Here is an 18,146-nt window from a genome sequence, read left to right as displayed (position 1 = left end):
CCTGCCCGCGCCACGGCGAGGGCGGGCGTGCAGAGACAGATTTGTGGGACTTGTGACATGACTCCTTTCGATACGAGCCTCGTACCCGACGGCAACATCCTGATCGGCGGCGAATGGCGGCGCGGCCGTGGCGCGCCTTACGCGAGCATCTATCCGGCCGACCAGTCGCTGAACATGGAAGTGTCGACCGCGAATGCGGACGACGCGGCCGAAGCCGTCGTGGCGGCCGACGCCGCATGGCGCCGCGCCGACTGGGCCGGGCTGAAGCCGCATCTGCGCGCGCAGGTGCTGTACCGCATCGCCGATCTGATCATGCAGCGCCACGAGGCGCTCGCGAACCTGCAGCGCCGCGACAACGGCAAGCCGATCGGCGAGACGCGCGTGCTGGTGGCGAGCGCTGCGAACACGTTCCGCTATTTCGCGGCGTGCCTCGAAACGCTCGACGAGGAACTGACGCCGTCGCGCGGCGACTACCTGACGATGAGCGTGTACGAGCCGATCGGCGTGATCGCGGCGATCACGCCGTGGAATTCGCCGGTCGCGTCCGATGCGCAGAAGCTCGCGCCGGCGCTGGCGGGCGGCAACGCGGTGGTGCTGAAGCCGGCCGAAGTCACGCCGCTCGTGTCGCTCGCGCTGGCGCGCATCTGCGAGGAAGCGGGCGTGCCGAAGGGCGTGCTGAGCGTGCTGCCGGGCAAGGGTTCGGTGATCGGCGACGTGCTCGTGCGCCATCCGCTGGTGAAGAAGGTGTCGTTCACCGGCGGCACCGAAGTGGGCCGCGGCATCGCGCGCATCGCGGCCGAGAAGCTGATGCCCGTGTCCCTCGAACTCGGCGGCAAGTCGCCGACCATCGTATGCGACGACGCCGATCTCGACCACGCGGTCAACGGCGTGCTGTACGGCATCTTCAGCTCGTCGGGCGAAGCGTGCATCGCGGGCTCGCGGTTGTTCGTGCAACGTTCGGTGTACGACGAATTCATGAAGCGCCTGGTCGCGGGTGCACGCAAGCTGCGCGTGGGCGATCCGACGCGCCCCGACACGCAGATGGGGCCGTTGATCACCGCGAAGCATCGCGAATCGGTGGAGCGCTACGTGGCGCTCGGCCTCGAGGAAGGCGGCCGCCTGCTGTGCGGCGGCGAGCGGCCGTCGGGCGACGGACGCGAGAACGGCTTCTTCTATCAGCCGACGATTCTCGAAGGGCTGCCGAACAGCGCGCGCATCTGCCAGGAAGAGATCTTCGGGCCCGTGCTCGTCGCGATGCCGTTCGACGACGAAGCGTCGCTGATCGCGCAGGCGAACGACAGCGTGTTCGGCCTGGCGGCCGGTATCTGGACGCGCGACTACAAGCGTGCGTGGCGCCTCGCGCGTGCGCTGGAGACGGGCACCGTGTGGATCAACACGTACAAGCTGTTCTCGATCTCCACGCCGTTCTCGGGCTGGAAGGAGAGCGGGATGGGGCGCGAGAAGGGGCGTCTCGGCATCCGCGAGTACATGCAGCAGAAGAGCCTCTACTGGGGCTTGAACGACGCGCCGCTGCCGTGGGCGAACTGAGCGAAGGGGAATGACGCAATGAGCATTTTGGGAATCGAGCAGATCACGTACGGCGTCGACGACCTCGCGACCTGCCGGCGCTTTTTCGCCGACTGGGGGATGACGGAAGTCTCGCACAACGACACGCGCGCACGCTTCGAGACGCTGAACGGCTGCACGGTGCTGGCCGTCAAGGCCGACGATCCGTCGCTGCCGCCCGCGTTCGAGGCGGGGCCGACGCTGCGGGAAGTCACGTGGGGCGTCGCGACGCGGCAGGAACTCGACGCGCTGCGCACGAAGCTCGCCGGCCAGCCCGGTTATTACGCGCAGGACGACGCGGTCGGCTGCATCGACCCGAACGGGATGGCGATCCGCATCGAAGTCACGCGCAAGCGCGCACTCGACATCACGGGCTCGCCGTCGAACGTGTGGGGCCAGACACTGCGCGTCGACCAGCCGAGCCCGATCTATGCTCGCGCGGAGCCGGTCGAGGTCGGGCACGTGGTGTTCTTCACGAACTGCCTCGACGCGCAGGAAAAGTTCTATCACGAGCTGCTGGGCTTCGAGACGTCCGACCGTTACCCGGGGCGCGGCGCGTTCATGCGTTGCGCACCGCACGGCGGCCACCACGACCTGTTCCTGCTCGCGCTGCCGAACGGCAAACGCGGCCTGAACCACGTCGCCTTCACCGTGCGCGACATCCACGAGGTGTTCGGCGGCGGCATGCACATCGACCGCTGCGGCTGGGAAACGCAACTCGGCCCGGGGCGTCATCCGGTGTCGTCCGCGTACTTCTGGTACTTCCAGAACCCGGCCGGCGCGCTGATCGAGTACTACGCGGATGAAGACGTGCTGACACCCGAATGGCAGCCGCGCGAGTTCGAGCCGGGCCCGACCGTGTTCGCCGAATGGGCCGTCGACGGCGGCCTCGACGGCAACACGCGCCGGCAGAAGAACGCGAAGGCGCCGGAAGGCAAGTTCATGACGGAGCGAAAATCATGAGCGAAGGGAACGCACAGGCGCATGCCGCGCCCGGCACGGTCGTCGTGATCGGCGGCGGCCAGGCCGCCGGCTGGGTGTTGAAGACGCTGCGCGCGGAAGGCTTTGCGGGCCGCCTCGTGATGATCGCGGACGAACCGCATCTGCCGTACGAGCGCCCGCCGTTGTCGAAGGCCGTGCTGGCCGGCGACGCCGACATCGAAACCGTGCGCGTCGTGCGTCCGGACGAATTCGACGCGCTGAACGTGGAAGCTTGGCAGCCGGAGCGTGCCGCATCGATCGACCGTGCGCGCCGCGTCGTGACGACCGAAAGCGGCCGCGAGATCGAATACGACCGTCTCGTGATCGCGACCGGCGGCACGTCACGCCGCTTGCCGGACGCACTCGTGAGGACCCCGAACCTGCATTACCTGCGCACGCTCGACGAAGCGGCGGCGCTCGGCGAGAAGCTGCGCGCAAGCCGGCGCGTGCTCGTGATCGGCGGCGGCTGGATCGGCCTCGAAGTCGCGGCGACCGCGCGCAAGCTTGGCGTCGACGCGGTGGTCGTCGAAGGCGCGCCGCGGCTGTGCGGCCGCTCGGTGCCGCAGATCGTGTCGGATTTCCTGCTCGACCTGCACCGCGCGAACGGTGTCGACGTCCGCCTCGGCGCGGCGCTCGCGTCGCTCGACGCGCAGCCGGACGACGCGTCGAAGGTGCGTGCAACGCTCGCCGACGGTACGACGATCGACGCCGATTTCGCGGTGGCCGGCATCGGCCTCGCGCTGAACGCGTCGCTCGCGAGCGACGCGGGGCTGGCGATCGACGACGGCATCGTCGTCGACGAATTCGGCGCGACGAGCGACCCGGCGATCTTCGCGTGCGGCGACGTCGCGAACCATCACAACGGCTGGCTGAAGCGGCGCGTGCGGCTCGAGTCGTGGGCCAACGCGCAGAACCAGGCGATCGCGGCGGCGAAGGCCGTGCTCGGCGTGCGTGCCCCGTACGCGGAGATTCCGTGGTTCTGGTCCGATCAGTACGACGTGAACCTGCAGATCCTCGGTGATCTGCCGGCCGATGCGCAGCTCGTCGTGCGCGGCGAGCTTGCCGCGCGACGCGCGACGCTGTTTTTCGTAGGCGAAGGACATGTGAGAGGTGTCATCGCCGTCAACAACGCACGTGAGCTGAAGCTCGCGCGCAAGTGGATGAACCAGGGCCGGGCAGTGGATACGGAAGCGCTGGCAGACACGAGCAAGGCACTGGCCTGACCGGGCGACGAGACACAGGAGACCCCCGCATGAGCACTTTCGACAATGTCGTGGCCGGTCGCGCCACGATGGAAGCTGCCGCCTCCACGCCCGGCGCGATCATCGCGCGGCTCGAGCGGCTTCCCGCCAACGCGATGCAGATCCGCGCGCGCGTGCTGATCGGCACCGCGACGTTCTTCGACGGCTTCGACGTGATCACGATCGCGGCGACGCTGCCGCTGCTGATTCACAAATGGGGGCTGTCGCCGACGCAGATCGGCATGCTGATCGCGTCCGGCGCGATCGGCCAGCTGATCGGCGCCTTCCTGTTTCCCGCGCTGGCGGAGAAGCATGGCCGCGTGAAGGCGATCGCGTGGAGCTCGGCCGTGATCGGCATCACGAGCATCGCGTGCGGCTTCGCGCCGACCTTCGAGATCTTCGTACTGCTGCGGATTTTGCAGGGCCTGGGGCTGGGCGGCGAGCTGCCGGTCGCCGCGACGTACATCAACGAGATCACGCGCGCTCATGGCCGCGGCCGTTTCGTGCTGCTGTACGAGATCGTGTTCCCGATCGGCCTGCTCGTGTCGATGGCGCTCGGTGCGTGGCTCGTGCCGCGCTTCGGCTGGGAAATCATGTACTTCGTCGGCGGGCTGCCGCTGATCCTGTCGCTGGTGCTCACGCGTCTCGTACCGGAATCGCCGCGCTGGCTCGCGTCGCGCGGGCGGCTGGCCGAAGCAGGGCGAGCGGTCGGTGCGTTTGAAGCGTCGGTGCGCGGCGAGTTGCCGCCGGTCACGCAGGCAGCGGCGTTCGACGAGATGGTGCGCCAGCATCCGAAGCGCAAGATGAGCGACCTGTTCAGCGCCGCGTATCGCAAGCGCACGCTCGCGGTGGCGACGTTGTGGGCGACCTGCGGGTTCATCCAGTACGGGCTGTCGACGTGGCTGCCGACGATCTACAAGAACTTCTATCACGCGCCGTTGCAGCTCGCGCTGAACCTCGCGGTGATCGGCTCGGTGATGGGCGTGCTCGGGTCGCTGGCGTCGGCGCTGCTCGTCGACAAGCTCGGCCGCAAGCCGGTGATCGTGTGGTCGTTCGTGCTGTGCGCGCTGTCGCTGGCGTTCGCGGGCTTCTATCACGCGTCGTCGGTGTATGTCGTGTCGATCTTCTGCTCGCTGTCGCTCGGGTTGATGGCGTCGGGGTTCATTACCGCGTACGTCTATACGCCGGAGCAGTATCCGACGAGCATCCGCGCGTCGGGCTGCGGGCTCGGCAGCGCATGGTTGAAGATCGCGTCGTTCGTCGCGCCGATGGTGGTGCCGCACGCGATCATCGGCGGCAACCTCGCGCCGGCGTTCTACCTGATCGGCATCGTGCCGTTGATCGCGGCGGTGACCGTGCACTTCGTCGGGATCGAGACGAAGGGCAAGGTGCTCGAAGCGCTCGAAGCATAAGCGCTGGCGGCGGTAACGGATGAGGTGGAGCGGCCCGGGCGATGTCCGGGCCTTTTTGTTGGGCGGCGACCCGATTGCTGCGGAGGGGCGGGGCGTGCGGATGCACGAGATGGCCGACTTGCGGCGTGCATGTTCTAATTCACGATCCCGTTTTTCAACCGACCGTCGCCATGCCCCTGTTCGAACCCGTCACGCTGCATACTTCCCGCCTCGTCTTGCGGCCGCTACGCGAAGCCGATGCGCATGTCTTCTTCGAGATCTGGTCGGATGCGGAAGCGATGCGCTATTTCTCGTTCTCGCCGATGACGCATATCGAGCAGGCCGAGGCGCGCGTCGCGCGCAACGTGCAGACGTCCGCGAGCGGGGAGAGTCTGGCCTGCGTGCTCGAATTGCGGGAAACCGGCGAAGCGCTCGGCGAATGCGCGCTGTTCCATGCGAACGAGCAATGCCGGCGCGCCGAGATCGGCTTCAGCCTGCGGCGAAAGTACTGGAGCGGCGGCTACATGCGCGAGGCGGCATCGGCCGTGATCGATCACGCATTCGGCACGCTGCGGCTGAACCGGCTCGAAGCCGATATCGATCCACGCAACGTCGCGTCTGCGGGGCTGCTCGAACGGCTGGGCTTCGTGCGGGAAGGGCTGCTGCGCGAACGCTGGATCGTCGGCGACGAAGTGTCGGACAGCGCGCTGTACGGGTTGCTCGCGAGCGATCGGCGCGCGTGACTTGCCGGATTCACGGCGCGAACGTACCCTTGGCCGACACCATCTTCCATCGGCAGGTGCTCGACCATGCAAGTCCACCCTCTGCGTCTTTCCCCCGGCGTCGACCTGCGTGCATCGATCGAGCATGCATTGCGTCAGCACGCATCGCACGCGGCCTTCGTGATCCAGGGCATCGGCAGCCTGAGCGTCGCGCAGTTGCGTTTCGCCGGCGCGGACCAGCCGACCGAACTGCGCGGTGACCTCGAAATCCTGACGCTGGCCGGCTCGGTATCGCCGGACGGCGCGCACCTGCACATGTCGATCTCGGATGCGGCCGGCCGCGTGACGGGTGGCCATGTGGCCAGCGGTTGCGTGGTGCGCACGACCGCCGAGATCCTGCTGGCCGTGCTGCCCGGGCATCGCTTTGCGCGCGAACCCGATCCGCATACCGGCTTCAACGAACTGGTGATCCGCCGCGAACCGGGTGGCGATGCCGCGTGAATGTCGCGCGGCGGCGCTAGAATCGCCGGTCATTCGACGCATGTCCACCATTCACATTTCCGCGAGGCCGCCATCCATGGATGATTCCGAAATCGAACACAAGGTGTGGGAAATCGTGCGCACCTGGCTCGAGGGCGCAACGCCCGAGCAATGGCACCGGTTCGCCGCGCGCTCCAATTACGACGGCAACGGCCGCGCGTTGCGCTGGCTGCTCGACAACCGCCACATCGATCGCGCCACCGCGCTGCTGATCTACTGGAATCTCGGTGCCGCGTGGTTCGTGCAGTATGCGAATGAAAGTGACCTGGGCGACGCGTCGTATCAGCTGGACACGTTCCGGCTGGTGCGCGAAGTCGAACAGCGGTACACGGAAGGCTACTACGCCGATCACGGCATCTGGTTCGATCCACACGACTTCGACGGCGCGGGCCCGAACGACTATCCCGATGTCCCGGTCGCACGGCCGGTTCCTGCGCTGATGCTGAAGCCGACCGACGGCCGCGAGTATGTCGATCTCGACGAGGAAGGGTACGACGAAGGCTTGCCGTTCGAGGTGGCCGAACGGATTTTCGCGCTTTACGACTGACCGGGCCGGGTCGGTCAACCGACGCCGCATAAAAAAATGGCGCCGCGGGCATTCAGCCTGCGACGCCATTGCGTGGCGCTGCGACGTCGACCACCCGCCGCAGCCCGCTCCGCGTGCTTACATCTGCACGGTGTCGGCCACTTCCTTGAAGTCTTCGATCTGGTCGAAGTTCATGTACTTGTAGATCTGGTCGCCGTTCGCGTTCAGCACGCCCATGTCGGCCATGTACTCTTCCTTGGTCGGGATCTTGCCCAGACGCGAGCAGATCGCCGCCAGTTCCGCCGAGCCGAGATACACGTTCGTGTTCTTGCCGAGACGGTTCGGGAAGTTGCGGGTCGACGTCGACATGACCGTCGCGCCTTCGCGCACCTGAGCCTGGTTACCCATGCACAGCGAGCAGCCCGGCATTTCGGTACGCGCACCGGCCGTGCCGAACACGCCGTAGTGGCCTTCTTCGGTCAGCTGCTTCTGGTCCATCTTGGTCGGCGGCGCGACCCACAGCTTGACCGGGATGTCGCGCTTGCCTTCGAGCAGCTTCGACGCGGCACGGAAGTGACCGATGTTGGTCATGCACGAGCCGATGAACACTTCGTCGATCTTCGCACCTGCGACGTCGGACAGCGTCTTCACGTCGTCCGGGTCGTTCGGGCACGCGACGATCGGCTCGTGGATGTCGGCGAGGTCGATCTCGATGACGGCCGCGTACTCGGCGTCGGCATCCGGCGACAGCAGTTGCGGGTCGGCCAGCCACTGCTCCATCGCATGGATGCGGCGCTGCAGGCTGCGCGGATCCTGGTAGCCCTGCGCGATCATCCACTTCAGCAGCGTGATGTTGCTGTTCAGGTACTCGATGATCGGTTCCTTGTTCAGGCGGACCGAGCAACCGGCAGCCGAACGCTCGGCCGACGCATCCGACAGCTCGAACGCTTGCTCGACCTTCAGGTCCGGCAGGCCTTCGATTTCGAGGATGCGGCCCGAGAAGATGTTCTTCTTGCCTTGCTTGGCGACCGTCAGCATGCCTTGCTTGATCGCGTACAGCGGAATCGCGTTGACGAGGTCACGCAGCGTGACGCCCGGCTGCATCTTGCCCTTGAAGCGGACCAGCACCGATTCCGGCATGTCCAGCGGCATCGTGCCGGTGGCGGCCGCGAACGCGACCAGGCCCGAACCTGCCGGGAAGCTGATGCCGATCGGGAAGCGCGTGTGCGAATCGCCGCCGGTGCCGACGGTGTCGGGCAGCAGCATGCGGTTCAGCCACGAGTGGATCACGCCGTCGCCCGGGCGCAGCGCGATACCGCCGCGCGTGCTGATGAAGTTCGGCAGCGTCTGGTGCGTCTTCACGTCGACCGGCTTCGGATAAGCGGCGGTGTGGCAGAACGATTGCATCACGAGGTCGGCCGAGAAGCCGAGGCACGCGAGATCCTTCAGTTCGTCGCGGGTCATCGGGCCCGTGGTGTCCTGCGAGCCGACCGAGGTCATCTTCGGTTCGCAGTACGTGCCCGGGCGCACGCCCTGGCCTTCCGGCAAACCGCAGGCGCGGCCGACCATCTTCTGCGCGAGCGAGAAGCCCTTGCCGCTGTCGGCCGGCTGGTGCGGCAGGCGGAACAGCGTCGACGGCGCGAGGCCGAGCGCTTCACGCGCCTTCGCGGTCAGGCCGCGGCCGATGATCAGCGGAATGCGGCCGCCGGCGCGCACTTCGTCGAACAGCACGTCGGACTTGACCTGGAATTCGGCGATGACCTTGCCGTCCTTCAGCGCCTTGCCTTCGTACGGACGCAGCTCGACCACGTCGCCCATTTCCATCTGCGACACGTCGAGCTCGATCGGCAGTGCGCCGGCGTCTTCCATCGTGTTGTAGAAGATCGGGGCGATCTTGCCGCCGAGGCACACGCCGCCGAAGCGCTTGTTCGGGACGAACGGGATGTCTTCGCCGGTGAACCACAGCACCGAGTTGGTGGCCGACTTGCGCGAGGAGCCGGTGCCGACCACGTCGCCCACGTAGGCGACCAGGTGACCCTTTTCCTTCAGCGATTCGATGAACTTGACCGGGCCGCGCTTGCCGTCTTCTTCCGGCGTGATGCCCGGGCGTGCGTTCTTCAGCATCGCCAGCGCGTGCATCGGGATGTCCGGGCGGGTGGTGGCGTCCGGGGCCGGCGACAGGTCGTCGGTGTTGGTTTCGCCCGTCACCTTGAACACGGTGATGGTCAGGCTTTGCGGCACTTCCGGACGGCTCGTGAACCATTCGGCGTCGGCCCAGCTCTGCAGCACGGCCTTCGCGTGCGCGTTGCCCTTGTCGGCGAGTTCCTTGACGTCATGGAACTGGTCGAACATCAGCAGGGTTTTCTTCAGTGCGTCGGCGGCCACGGCAGCGACGGCTTCATCGGACAGCAACTCGATCAGCGGCTGGATGTTGTAGCCGCCGAGCATCGTGCCGAGCAGTTCGGTCGCGCGTTCGCGCGAGATCAGCGGGCAGGCGGTCTCGCCCTTGGCCACGGCGGCCAGGAAGCCGGCCTTCACGCGGGCGGCTTCGTCGACGCCGGCAGGCACGCGATGGGTGATCAGGTCGAGCAGCGTCTGCTCTTCGCCGGCGGGCGGGTTGGTCAGCAGTTCCACCAGTTCGGCGGTCTGCTGAGCCGTCAGCGGCAGGGGAGGAATACCGAGCGCGGCGCGGGCGGCCACGTGAGCACGAAAGTTTTCAAGCATGGGGAGACCTGCTGATATTGCGTTTGAGGGGAAGGCCTTGCCGGCACTCCGGGGCTGTTCCAGACACTGCTTTGCAGCGGGATTCTAATCTCAATGATCTTTAACGTCAAATGTCTTATGTCTTATATAAGAGTTGGCGAACGAGATGCGGAGAAGGTCGGTGGCACGGCGCGGCGGTGTTGGGGGGGGGCGTGTTCCGGAGGCTCGGCTGGGGGGCGGATGCGAGCAAGGTGTTCCGGGTGGTTCTGGCCAGGGCTGCGGGAGGGGTGGTGCGGGAGGTGCGGCGGGCGGTGCGGTGCGCTACCGGTAACGAAGCCTCGGGAGCCTGGATGCCGGCGGCGCATGGCTCTGCACGAGCATGCAAAAAACGTTACACACAGGCCGCGCTCGCGTGCCTGCGCGCTAGTTCACGCGACTTTCAATTCGATTTCAAAAGACGGCGCGGGCATCGTCGCGTGCCGCTCGCCTGTCATGGAATAGCGTGGAAGACCGCGAGCCCCTGAATCCAGTCGATCGAGCGCATGCCGATGAAGCCATGACGGTGTGCGCTATTTCCGCTTGGCGCGATACGCGTCGAGGTTCTTGCGCGCCTGCGCGCGGATCGCGCGTTGCACGAAAGGCGTCCAGCCGAGCAGGGCGCCTTTCAGCCCCAGCGCCTGACGCGCCCAGCGCCACAGGTCGAAGCTGTCGCGATGCTCGACGATGCGTCCGTCGCGGAACCGGAATCGTGCATCGATCCGGTTGACCACCATCCGGCCGGTCGCGGTGAAGCGGTACTGGGCGATCCACTCGGCGCGCCCGGTGTGTTGATCCGCGGCGACTTCGCCGAACGTCAATGAAAAATCCTGTGCACGCGCCACCAGCATGCGCCACATGTCGCGTGCGAGGTCGCCGCGCAACTCGCCGAATGCGGGATCGCTGAACACGACGTCATCGGCATAGCAGGCGAGCATCGCGTCGATGTCGCGCTGCTGGAACGCCGTGTAGAAGCGCTGGATCAATTCGGTGTGCGGGTGGCTCATCTGTGGGCGTGTTGTCGTTGGCGATGAAGCGGGGTCTCGACGCGGCGGCCGAATGCCGGGCACGCCACTGTAGCGGAAATCAAACCGGCTGTCGCCCATGGCAGCGGGTGCGCGCGTCGGTCCTCGCGGCTGTTCCGCCGGCCGGGCAATTGACGGACAATCCGGCGCTGAAGGCCGATCGCGCCTCGACCCGAGCGCGCGCATCGACTGCCAGGAACCCACTCATGACATTCCGCCTTGAAATCCCGCTGCGGCGCGCGTTCTTGCTCGTGCTGCTTGCTCACGCGCCCCAGGCTTTCGCGGCAGGGCTCGACTGCGTACAGGCATCCAGCCCGACGGAAAAAGCCATCTGCGCATCGAACGACCTGCATCTGGACGACGGCCGGCTGTCGGCCTTCTACCGGAGACTGTCCGATGCATTGCCGCCGGGGCAGCGTGCCGCGTTGCGCACCGCGCAGCTCGGCTGGCTGAAGGCCCGCGATCAATGCGGCGCCGATCACGGTTGCCTCGAACAGCGCTACCTGACACGGATCGGCGACCTGCAATCGCAGCTCGCCACAGTGCTCGCCTATCGCCCCGACGCCGAAGACAAGGCGGCGCTCGACGACTTGCGCACGCTCGTCGACCAGGCGCGCCGCACGGATTCCAGTTCGCCGGTCGAGAAAGTGATCGACCGGTTGCGGATCACGAACGGCGTGACGCGCTTTTCGAGCGACGCCGGCGACGGGCTGGGCCCGGTATGGCCGACCGCGCGGCCGGGTGGCGTGACGGCTGACGAGTGGCGGGCATTGAAGGCATCTCCGAGCGGTGCGGACGACACCGCGACGGGGGCGTCGTACACGCTGATCGATCTCGACGGCGACGGGCAGCGCGATCTGGTCGTCGAATCGGCGGCGAACGGAACCGGCTTGTGGTCGTCGGTCGATGTGTTGCGCCGCAAGGGCGGCAAGTTCGAGGTATCCGGCGATTCGAACGAGGCACTCGACCGCAGCTTGTACACGACGAATGGCCGCGGCGCGAATCAGGCCGGAGAATGGATTCGCTTGCGCGGGCGCGTCTATGCGTTGTATCGCGACAGTCACTACGGCATGGACGAGTTTTACCTGCTGCGGCCGTTTACCGTCGTCGGCGAGGTACCGAAACTGACGGTGCATTACCGTTACCGCCTGTCGGTACCGATCGAGCAACGCAATGAAGGCCAGCGTGGTTCGACGGTGCTCGACGGCAAGCTGCATGCAGCGCTCGAAAAAGCGCTGCACGACGTGAACGACAACACCGCGCGCGATGCGGGCTCCGACACGCCGCTGTGCCCGATCCCGCCTTCGGTGCAGGGCGACGATCGCAGCGAATACGCGAACTACGGGCCCGGCCACTATGCGTACGAGATCGTCGGTGACATGGGGGTTCAGGTCGGCGACCAATGCTATATCGGCCGGTTGATCGACTGGTTCGGCGATTACCGGAAGGATGGCCTGGTCGCGCAGTTGTCGATGCGTCTTCCCGGCGACGAGTCGGGCCGCGAGCAGACGTTCAGCGTGAGCGGCATCCGGACCGTGACATCCGTTGCGACTTCGATCGAGAAAATGACCGTCAACAGCGGGAATTGAGGCAGGCGTGCGCGGCTCCGGTTCAGCCGTCGTGACCGGAGCGCGACCGGAGCGCCACGGGGCACCCTTTAGCGGTTCGCCAGTGCGACGTCCTGGTTGCCGCGGCCCGTCACCAGGCAGCCCGACATGAAGGCTTCGCTCTGGCTGCTGGCGGCTGCTTCGCCGAAACCGCGGCCGAGCGCGTCGACCTTCACCTGCGCGGCACCTTGTTCGCACGCGAGCGGGCTGGTGTCGCGGCCCTGCGCATGCAGGATCGCGCGATCGCCAATGAGATACGCCAGCAGCGCGAAAACAGCGATATGTACGGCTCGTCTCATGGTTCGTCTCCTCGTGGCTCAAGCGTAACGCGGACCCGTTCGACGAAGCACTTGGGGGTTCCCCCGGTAAACGTCTGCTGAAATGAGGGCGTGCCGGGTGATCCTGTCCTGTTTTCCGAGGCTGGCCTGCGGGAGAAGAGCGCGACGTCAACGCGCGTGGCAGGCGCAACCGGACGGACGGCGACACACGCGTGCGACGGTCGTCCGCGCGACAGGCGCGCGATTCACGGGAGTTTGACGAATGTCAGGGTACGGACGGGAGGGGGCGGTCGCGCAGCCGCTCAAGGCGATAGCATGAAAGCATGATTTGACGGAACGCGATCGCGGAGGCATGCATCGGTTCCGGCAAGCAGGTGCGTGTTGAACATCGCTATCGAATTAGTGAGGAATCCAAATGCTTAACGTCTCTTCCGTGCTGATCAGCCTCGCCCCGATGTGGGCCATCCTGCTCGTTGCGTCTTCGGCCGCCGCCTATTTCGTGTTCGTGCGCAAGGTCATCGACTAAGCGCTGCGGGAACGCCGATGCAACACGGGTGAGCGGCAACGCGCACACGTGTCGCACCGCGCGTCGCAAACCCGCGGCCCGTCGACGAACGGGCCGCTGCCGCAGCGTCGCACATCGTCGCCGTCATTGCACGGCCGTGACCGGCACATTCGAAATCCGCACCAGCCGGCTCATCACGCTGCGACGGAACACCGACAGCAGCGCATGCAACGGGTCGTGCCGCGGCGCGACGACCACGATTTCGTCGCAGCCCGTCTCTGCCGCCACGGACGCGATCGTATCGGCCACCGGGCCCACTTTCATCACGACGCTGTACTTGACGCCGGCTTCCTGCAGGATCCGCTCGGCCATGGCCAGATCGTCGGACGCGAACTTCTCCTCGATCGAACGCAGCCGCGACAGCGGATGGTAGGCCTCGAGCCGCGTCGATTCGAGCGGCGCCTGGACGTTGATCAGCACGATTTCCGACGCGCACCGTTCGCGGTACAGGAAGGTCGCGTGGCGAACCGCCTGAAGCGAGCGAGGAGAGTGGCCGACCGGAACCAGCAGCTTGAGCATGAATGTTGTCCAGGAAACGAGATGATTCCAGCGTAGCGCGCCGCCGGGCCGAACAATCTAAAGAGAGCGGACGATCGCGTAAAAATGTCGTTAACGCGCGCTGCCTCGTGATGCGCCTAATAGAAATATAAGAAATTTAAGTTTATGCGCATAAACGATTTCATCGGCCGGGGCGGCGCGTGCGAAACGGGCGCCGGCCGCTCCGATTCAGTCGGAACCGCAATGAATCGCGGCGGAAAATATCGGAGGTCGCCGATCGGTCGTCGCGTAGAGTAGTGCATCGGCCGCGGCGCGGCCGCTCCCGGCCGGTTCGGGCGCGACTGCCGCCATGCGGCCCGTCATTCCATTCCGATTCCAGGAGACTCCGCATGCCGCACGGCGCCCCGCAGCTTCTCGCTCCCGCTTCCATCCCCGTCGACCCGATCGTGCGCCTGTCGGCGGGCGAGCTCGCGTCGGCGATCCGCGGCAAGGCCGTGTCGTGCGTCGAGACGATGCGCGCGTATCTCGATCACATCGAGCGCGTGAACGGCGCGGTCAATGCGATCGTCGCGCTGCGCGATCGCGACGTGCTGCTCGCCGAGGCCGCGGAAAAGGATGCCGCACTGGCGCGCGGCGAGTACCACGGCTGGCTTCACGGGATGCCGCAGGCGCCGAAGGATCTGGCGATGACGAAGGGGCTGCGGACGACCTACGGCTCGCCGATCTTCCGCGAGAACGTGCCGCAGGCGGATTCCGTGGGCGTGGCGCGGATGCGCGCGGCCGGCGCGATCTTCATCGGCAAGACCAACACGCCCGAATTCGGGCTCGGCTCGCATACGTTCAACGAGGTCTACGGCGCGACACGCAACCCGTACGACCTGACGAAGAGCGCGGGCGGCAGCAGCGGCGGCACGGCGGCGGCGCTTGCGTCGCGGATGCTGCCGGTGGCGGACGGCAGCGATTTCGGCGGCTCGCTGCGCAACCCGGCGGCGTTCTGCAACATCTACGGCTTCCGCCCGTCGCAGGGCCGCGTGCCGCGCTGGCCGGGCGTCGACGTGTTCGTGCAGCAGCTCGGCATCGAAGGCCCGATGGGCCGTACCGTCGGCGACGTCGCGCAACTGCTCGCGATCCAGGCCGGCTACGACCGCAACGATCCGCTGTCGCTCGCGGACGATCCGGCCGTGTTCGCGCAGCCGCTCGACGCCGACCTGCGCGGCAAGCGCATCGCGTGGGTCGGCGACTGGAACGGTTATCTCGCGACCGAGGCCGGCGTGCTCGCGCTGTGCGAACAGGGGCTGGCGACGCTGCGCGAGATCGGCTGCGACGTCGATGCCGCGCTGCCGGCGTTCGCGCCCGAGCGGATCTGGCGCCTGTGGCTCACGCACCGGCACCTGCTGTCCGGCGGCGGGCTGCTTGCGCACTATCGCGACCCGGCGCGGCGCGCGCTGCTGAAGCCCGAGGCGATCTACGAGGTCGAAGGGCTGCTCGCGATGCAGGGCGCGGCCGTGTTCGACGCGAGCGTCGAGCGCACCGCGTGGTATCAGGCCGTGCTGAGCTTCTTCGACCGCTACGACTTCATCGCGGCGCCGACCGCGCAGGTGTTCCCGTTCGACGTCGACCAGCGCTGGCCGAAGGAGATCGCGGGCCGTGCGATGGATACCTACCACCGCTGGATGGAAACGGTCGTGCCGTGGACGCTGGCCGGCTGCCCGGTGATCAGCGTGCCGGTCGGCTTCAACGACGCGGGGCTGCCGATGGGGATGCAGCTGATCGGGCGTCCGCGTGCCGATCTCGCCGTGTTGCAGCTTGCGCGCGGCTACGAGCAGGCGGCTGACCGGGTCGGCGGGCGGTTGCAGGCGTGGATGGCTGCGTAGCGCGGCGCCGGCCGAAAGCCAATAGCCGAAAGCCGAAAGCCGAAAGCCGAAAGCCGAAAGCCGAAAGCGGGCGGCCGACCACCGGCCGCCTCACTTTGCCAACCTCTGCTGCCATCGCCATTCATGCGGCTCGCGAACGAATTCCAGCTCCCGCCCGAAATCGCGCGCAATCGCGGACGAATCCCGTCGAGCACGGAAGTGACGCGCGCAATTGCAAGTGGCCGCGCGGCGTGATTTCGTTTCGATGTGTTTCAGTCGTTGCGGCCGCGCGCGGCGCGCTTCGACAATATCGGGCTTAACCATTCGGGCACGAGGACAACACATGAAGCAGATTCGCGCGACGGGCCGTCACCTGGCCTCGGCCGGCATTGCGTTCGGCATCCTGGCAAGCGGCGCCGCGCACGCGCAGCTCGACCTGCAGTCGCTCGGCGCATCGCTGCTCGGCGGCGGGCAGCAGCAGGCGGCGCCCGCGCAGGGCGGCGTCGCGCAGTTGCTGCAGGCCTATGTCGGTGCGAACCAGCAGGTGCTGACCGGCCAGTCGTCGCTCGCGTCGGCGATGGGGCTGACCGGCGCGGCCGGGCAGGCGCAGCAGGCCGCGAGCCAGCTCGCCGGCGGCGATACGCTGACGCCGGCCGCACTGTCGCAGATGGGCGGCGCGCAGCAATCGGTATCGCAGGCGCTCGGCCAGGCGTTCGCGAGCGGCGGTGCGACGCACGGCCCGATCGACAAGCAGGCATTCAGCAACGGCCTCGCGTCGCTCGGGCAGGGGCTCACGCAGTATTCGCAACTGCAGTCGGGGCTCGGCAATCTCGGTTCGACGAGCGCGGCGTCGCTGTTGCAGTCGGGCCTGAATCCGCAGAACATGCAGGCTGCGTCGTATATCGCGCAAAACGCGCCGGGCCAGTTGCAGTCGCTCGCGACGACGCTCAGCCAGGCCGTGCAGTTCGCGACGCGCCAGGGCATTTCGGTGCCGTCGGTCGCCTCGTCCGCGCTGAAGCTGCTGCCGTAACGTTGCGCGGGGCCGTGCGCGATGCGGTGCCGGCATCGCGCGCGACACGAGTGACACGAAGATGGCCCCGCCCAACATGGGGATGGCGCACGATGCTATCGTGGCGTGTCCCTTTTTTCGGTGCAGGTTCATGACAGACTCGTTTGACCTCTCGCGCTATTTCTCCCGCATCGGCTACGACGGCCCGGTCGAGCCGACGCTCGACGTGCTGCGCCGGCTGCATCTGCTGCACCCGCAGGCGATTCCGTTCGAAAACCTCAATCCGCTGACCGGCGCGCCCGTCGCGCTCGACCTGCCGGCGATCGTCGACAAGGTGCTCGCGCATCGCCGCGGCGGCTACTGCTTCGAACTCAACAAGCTGTTCTATACCGCGCTCACGGCGATCGGCTTTCGCGTGACGCCGATGATCGCGCGCGTGCGCTGGATGCTGCCGCCGGAAGTCGCCACCGCGCATACGCACATGCTGCTGCGCATCGATCTCGACGGCGCGGCCTGGCTCGCGGACATCGGCTTCGGCAGCGCGACGCTCACCGCGCCGCTGCGTTTCGTGCCGGACGAGCGGCAACTGACGCCGCATGGCGCGTTTCGTGTCGTCGCCGCGCCGGTCGACGGTGAGTTCGACATGCAGATCGAGACGCCCGACGGCTGGCAGACCACCTATCGCTTCCAGCCGAAGCGGGTCGAATGGATCGATTACGACGCCGCGAACTGGTTCACGTCGACGTACCCTGAATCGATTTTTCTGCATAACCTGATCGCCTGCCGCGTGCTGCCCGAAGGCCGTGCGGCGCTGCGCAACACCACGCTGACGATCCGGGATGCGGCGGGCGTCGGGCGTACCGTCACGTTCGACGATGCGGCCGCCTGGGGCGCGTGCCTGCGCGACACGATCGGCATCGACACGACGGGATTCGATCTCGACGCGCTGTTTGCGCGACTGGCGGCGCCCGCCGCCGCATAACCCGGATCACGATCGATAGCCAACGGCGGCCCGCATCCACGGGCCGCTCGTTCGGTTGACTTCTGCTAGATTGCTAGCATACTAGTAACCATGACCGATGAAGAAGTGAAGCAGTTCAACGTGTACCTGCCGCTCAGCCTGATCCGGCAGGTCAAGCATCGCGCCATCGAAACGGAGCAGTCACTGTCCGCGCTGGTGGCCGACGCATTGCGCGCGTACCTGGCCGCGCCGCCGCCGGGCGCGGAGCCGTCCACCAAGGGAGAGTGACATGTCATCCGAGCGAATCGAAGCCGTGTACCTGACGACGCACAACTGGGGCAAGTCGGCGAAGTTCTTCCAGGCGCTGGGCTTCAAGCTGGAGTTCGAAACCGATCACCACTCTGGCCAGCTGCGCAGCGGCGACGGCCCCTTTCTGTTCATCGCCGAAGTGCCGCCGAGTGAGGCGCCGGACATGCAGGTGGTGCTCAAGGTGGCGGATGAGCAGGCGGTGCAGCCGCAGCCGATCGTCGACGTCGTCACGCCGTTCGAAGATACCCACTGGGGCACGCGCGACATGACCGTGCGCGACCCGGACGGCCGCGTATGGCGCCTGCAGGCGCCGGGCAAGCAGGGCGCGTGAGGCG

The 18,146-nt window shown here is 66.9% G+C and carries 17 protein-coding genes; 13 read left to right on the top strand and 4 right to left on the bottom strand.

Going from position 1 to position 18,146, the window contains the following annotated elements:
* Nucleotides 1-57 precede the first annotated feature (57 nt).
* The 7 genes from CFB34_RS12940 to CFB34_RS12910 all read left to right on the top strand — a co-directional run bounded on the left by CFB34_RS12940 (nucleotide 58) and on the right by CFB34_RS12910 (nucleotide 6,988).
* Nucleotides 58-1,548, top strand: a complete 1,491-nt coding sequence (locus tag CFB34_RS12940; protein WP_089442148.1) for an aldehyde dehydrogenase — start codon at nucleotides 58-60, stop codon at nucleotides 1,546-1,548.
* An 18-nt stretch (nucleotides 1,549-1,566) separates the two neighbouring features.
* Nucleotides 1,567-2,529, top strand: coding sequence for a VOC family protein (locus CFB34_RS12935; protein WP_089442149.1), 963 nt, complete (start codon nucleotides 1,567-1,569; stop codon nucleotides 2,527-2,529).
* Nucleotides 2,526-3,770, top strand: coding sequence for an FAD-dependent oxidoreductase (locus CFB34_RS12930; RefSeq protein ID WP_089442150.1), 1,245 nt, complete (start codon nucleotides 2,526-2,528; stop codon nucleotides 3,768-3,770). The genes CFB34_RS12935 and CFB34_RS12930 overlap by 4 nt, the downstream gene beginning before the upstream one ends.
* A 29-nt stretch (nucleotides 3,771-3,799) precedes the next feature.
* Nucleotides 3,800-5,200, top strand: a complete 1,401-nt coding sequence (locus tag CFB34_RS12925; protein ID WP_089442151.1) for an MFS transporter — start codon at nucleotides 3,800-3,802, stop codon at nucleotides 5,198-5,200.
* A gap of 170 nt (nucleotides 5,201-5,370) precedes the next feature.
* The gene (locus CFB34_RS12920; RefSeq protein WP_089442152.1) at nucleotides 5,371-5,922 is read left to right on the top strand and encodes a GNAT family N-acetyltransferase; all 552 of its coding nucleotides are present in this window, start codon (nucleotides 5,371-5,373) and stop codon (nucleotides 5,920-5,922) included.
* A gap of 66 nt (nucleotides 5,923-5,988) precedes the next feature.
* Nucleotides 5,989-6,402, top strand: a complete 414-nt coding sequence (locus CFB34_RS12915; protein ID WP_089442153.1) for a PPC domain-containing DNA-binding protein — start codon at nucleotides 5,989-5,991, stop codon at nucleotides 6,400-6,402.
* Between the two features lie 76 nt (nucleotides 6,403-6,478).
* Nucleotides 6,479-6,988: a DUF4274 domain-containing protein gene (locus CFB34_RS12910; protein ID WP_089442154.1), complete on the top strand. Its 510-nt coding sequence runs from the start codon at nucleotides 6,479-6,481 to the stop codon at nucleotides 6,986-6,988.
* A gap of 117 nt (nucleotides 6,989-7,105) precedes the next feature.
* Here CFB34_RS12910 and acnB read toward each other — a convergent pair whose 3' ends face one another.
* Both acnB and CFB34_RS12900 read right to left on the bottom strand, forming a co-directional pair.
* A complete protein-coding gene (gene acnB / locus CFB34_RS12905; protein ID WP_089442155.1) occupies nucleotides 7,106-9,691 on the bottom strand; it encodes a bifunctional aconitate hydratase 2/2-methylisocitrate dehydratase in 2,586 nt (861 codons plus the stop codon).
* Nucleotides 9,692-10,239: 548 nt separating this feature from the next.
* Complete coding sequence (locus CFB34_RS12900; protein ID WP_089442156.1) at nucleotides 10,240-10,713, bottom strand: nuclear transport factor 2 family protein; 474 nt, start codon at nucleotides 10,711-10,713, stop codon at nucleotides 10,240-10,242.
* Nucleotides 10,714-10,937: 224 nt separating this feature from the next.
* Between CFB34_RS12900 and CFB34_RS12895 the strand changes: the two genes are divergently transcribed.
* Nucleotides 10,938-12,320: a lysozyme inhibitor LprI family protein gene (locus CFB34_RS12895; RefSeq protein ID WP_089442157.1), complete on the top strand. Its 1,383-nt coding sequence runs from the start codon at nucleotides 10,938-10,940 to the stop codon at nucleotides 12,318-12,320.
* A 68-nt stretch (nucleotides 12,321-12,388) separates the two neighbouring features.
* On the opposite strand, the gene CFB34_RS12890 is transcribed toward CFB34_RS12895, so the two are convergent.
* Both CFB34_RS12890 and CFB34_RS12885 read right to left on the bottom strand, forming a co-directional pair.
* Nucleotides 12,389-12,637 (bottom strand): hypothetical protein, encoded by a 249-nt coding sequence (locus CFB34_RS12890; protein WP_039344123.1) that lies wholly within the window; start codon nucleotides 12,635-12,637, stop codon nucleotides 12,389-12,391.
* Nucleotides 12,638-13,265: 628 nt separating this feature from the next.
* Complete coding sequence (locus CFB34_RS12885) at nucleotides 13,266-13,700, bottom strand: universal stress protein (protein ID WP_089442158.1); 435 nt, start codon at nucleotides 13,698-13,700, stop codon at nucleotides 13,266-13,268.
* A gap of 368 nt (nucleotides 13,701-14,068) precedes the next feature.
* Between CFB34_RS12885 and CFB34_RS12880 the strand changes: the two genes are divergently transcribed.
* From CFB34_RS12880 to CFB34_RS12860, 5 genes are all read left to right on the top strand, one after another.
* Nucleotides 14,069-15,553: an amidase gene (locus CFB34_RS12880; protein ID WP_089442159.1), complete on the top strand. Its 1,485-nt coding sequence runs from the start codon at nucleotides 14,069-14,071 to the stop codon at nucleotides 15,551-15,553.
* A 322-nt stretch (nucleotides 15,554-15,875) separates the two neighbouring features.
* On the top strand, nucleotides 15,876-16,562 hold the full coding sequence (locus CFB34_RS12875) for a hypothetical protein (protein ID WP_089442160.1): 687 nt from the start codon (nucleotides 15,876-15,878) through the stop codon (nucleotides 16,560-16,562).
* Between the two features lie 130 nt (nucleotides 16,563-16,692).
* Nucleotides 16,693-17,523 (top strand): arylamine N-acetyltransferase, encoded by an 831-nt coding sequence (locus CFB34_RS12870; protein WP_089442161.1) that lies wholly within the window; start codon nucleotides 16,693-16,695, stop codon nucleotides 17,521-17,523.
* 90 nt (nucleotides 17,524-17,613) lie between these two features.
* A complete protein-coding gene (locus CFB34_RS12865) occupies nucleotides 17,614-17,790 on the top strand; it encodes a ribbon-helix-helix domain-containing protein (protein WP_089442162.1) in 177 nt (58 codons plus the stop codon).
* Between the two features lies 1 nt (nucleotide 17,791).
* Entirely contained in the window at nucleotides 17,792-18,142 is a 351-nt protein-coding gene (locus CFB34_RS12860; RefSeq protein ID WP_089442163.1) for a glyoxalase, read from the top strand.
* Nucleotides 18,143-18,146: the final 4 nt, after the last annotated feature.

The organism is Burkholderia sp. HI4860 (genome assembly GCF_002223045.2).
In the GTDB taxonomy this organism is placed as follows: Bacteria; Pseudomonadota; Gammaproteobacteria; order Burkholderiales; family Burkholderiaceae; genus Burkholderia.
Note: the sequence above shows the minus strand (reverse complement) of the source record. Positions and strands in the feature narration are given on the sequence as shown.

Excerpts from the sequence above, each read along its gene's own strand:
- CFB34_RS12940 (WP_089442148.1), top strand. The coding sequence starts at position 58 with ATGACTCCTTTCGATACGAGCCTCGTACCCGACGGCAACATCCTGATC.
- CFB34_RS12935 (WP_089442149.1), top strand. The coding sequence starts at position 1,567 with ATGAGCATTTTGGGAATCGAGCAGATCACGTACGGCGTCGACGACCTC.
- CFB34_RS12930 (WP_089442150.1), top strand. The coding sequence starts at position 2,526 with ATGAGCGAAGGGAACGCACAGGCGCATGCCGCGCCCGGCACGGTCGTC.
- CFB34_RS12925 (WP_089442151.1), top strand. The coding sequence starts at position 3,800 with ATGAGCACTTTCGACAATGTCGTGGCCGGTCGCGCCACGATGGAAGCT.
- CFB34_RS12920 (WP_089442152.1), top strand. The coding sequence starts at position 5,371 with ATGCCCCTGTTCGAACCCGTCACGCTGCATACTTCCCGCCTCGTCTTG.
- CFB34_RS12915 (WP_089442153.1), top strand. The coding sequence starts at position 5,989 with ATGCAAGTCCACCCTCTGCGTCTTTCCCCCGGCGTCGACCTGCGTGCA.
- CFB34_RS12910 (WP_089442154.1), top strand. The coding sequence starts at position 6,479 with ATGGATGATTCCGAAATCGAACACAAGGTGTGGGAAATCGTGCGCACC.
- acnB (WP_089442155.1), bottom strand. The coding sequence starts at position 9,691 with ATGCTTGAAAACTTTCGTGCTCACGTGGCCGCCCGCGCCGCGCTCGGT.
- CFB34_RS12900 (WP_089442156.1), bottom strand. The coding sequence starts at position 10,713 with ATGAGCCACCCGCACACCGAATTGATCCAGCGCTTCTACACGGCGTTC.
- CFB34_RS12895 (WP_089442157.1), top strand. The coding sequence starts at position 10,938 with ATGACATTCCGCCTTGAAATCCCGCTGCGGCGCGCGTTCTTGCTCGTG.
- CFB34_RS12890 (WP_039344123.1), bottom strand. The coding sequence starts at position 12,637 with ATGAGACGAGCCGTACATATCGCTGTTTTCGCGCTGCTGGCGTATCTC.
- CFB34_RS12885 (WP_089442158.1), bottom strand. The coding sequence starts at position 13,700 with ATGCTCAAGCTGCTGGTTCCGGTCGGCCACTCTCCTCGCTCGCTTCAG.
- CFB34_RS12880 (WP_089442159.1), top strand. The coding sequence starts at position 14,069 with ATGCCGCACGGCGCCCCGCAGCTTCTCGCTCCCGCTTCCATCCCCGTC.
- CFB34_RS12875 (WP_089442160.1), top strand. The coding sequence starts at position 15,876 with ATGAAGCAGATTCGCGCGACGGGCCGTCACCTGGCCTCGGCCGGCATT.
- CFB34_RS12870 (WP_089442161.1), top strand. The coding sequence starts at position 16,693 with ATGACAGACTCGTTTGACCTCTCGCGCTATTTCTCCCGCATCGGCTAC.
- CFB34_RS12865 (WP_089442162.1), top strand. The coding sequence starts at position 17,614 with ATGACCGATGAAGAAGTGAAGCAGTTCAACGTGTACCTGCCGCTCAGC.
- CFB34_RS12860 (WP_089442163.1), top strand. The coding sequence starts at position 17,792 with ATGTCATCCGAGCGAATCGAAGCCGTGTACCTGACGACGCACAACTGG.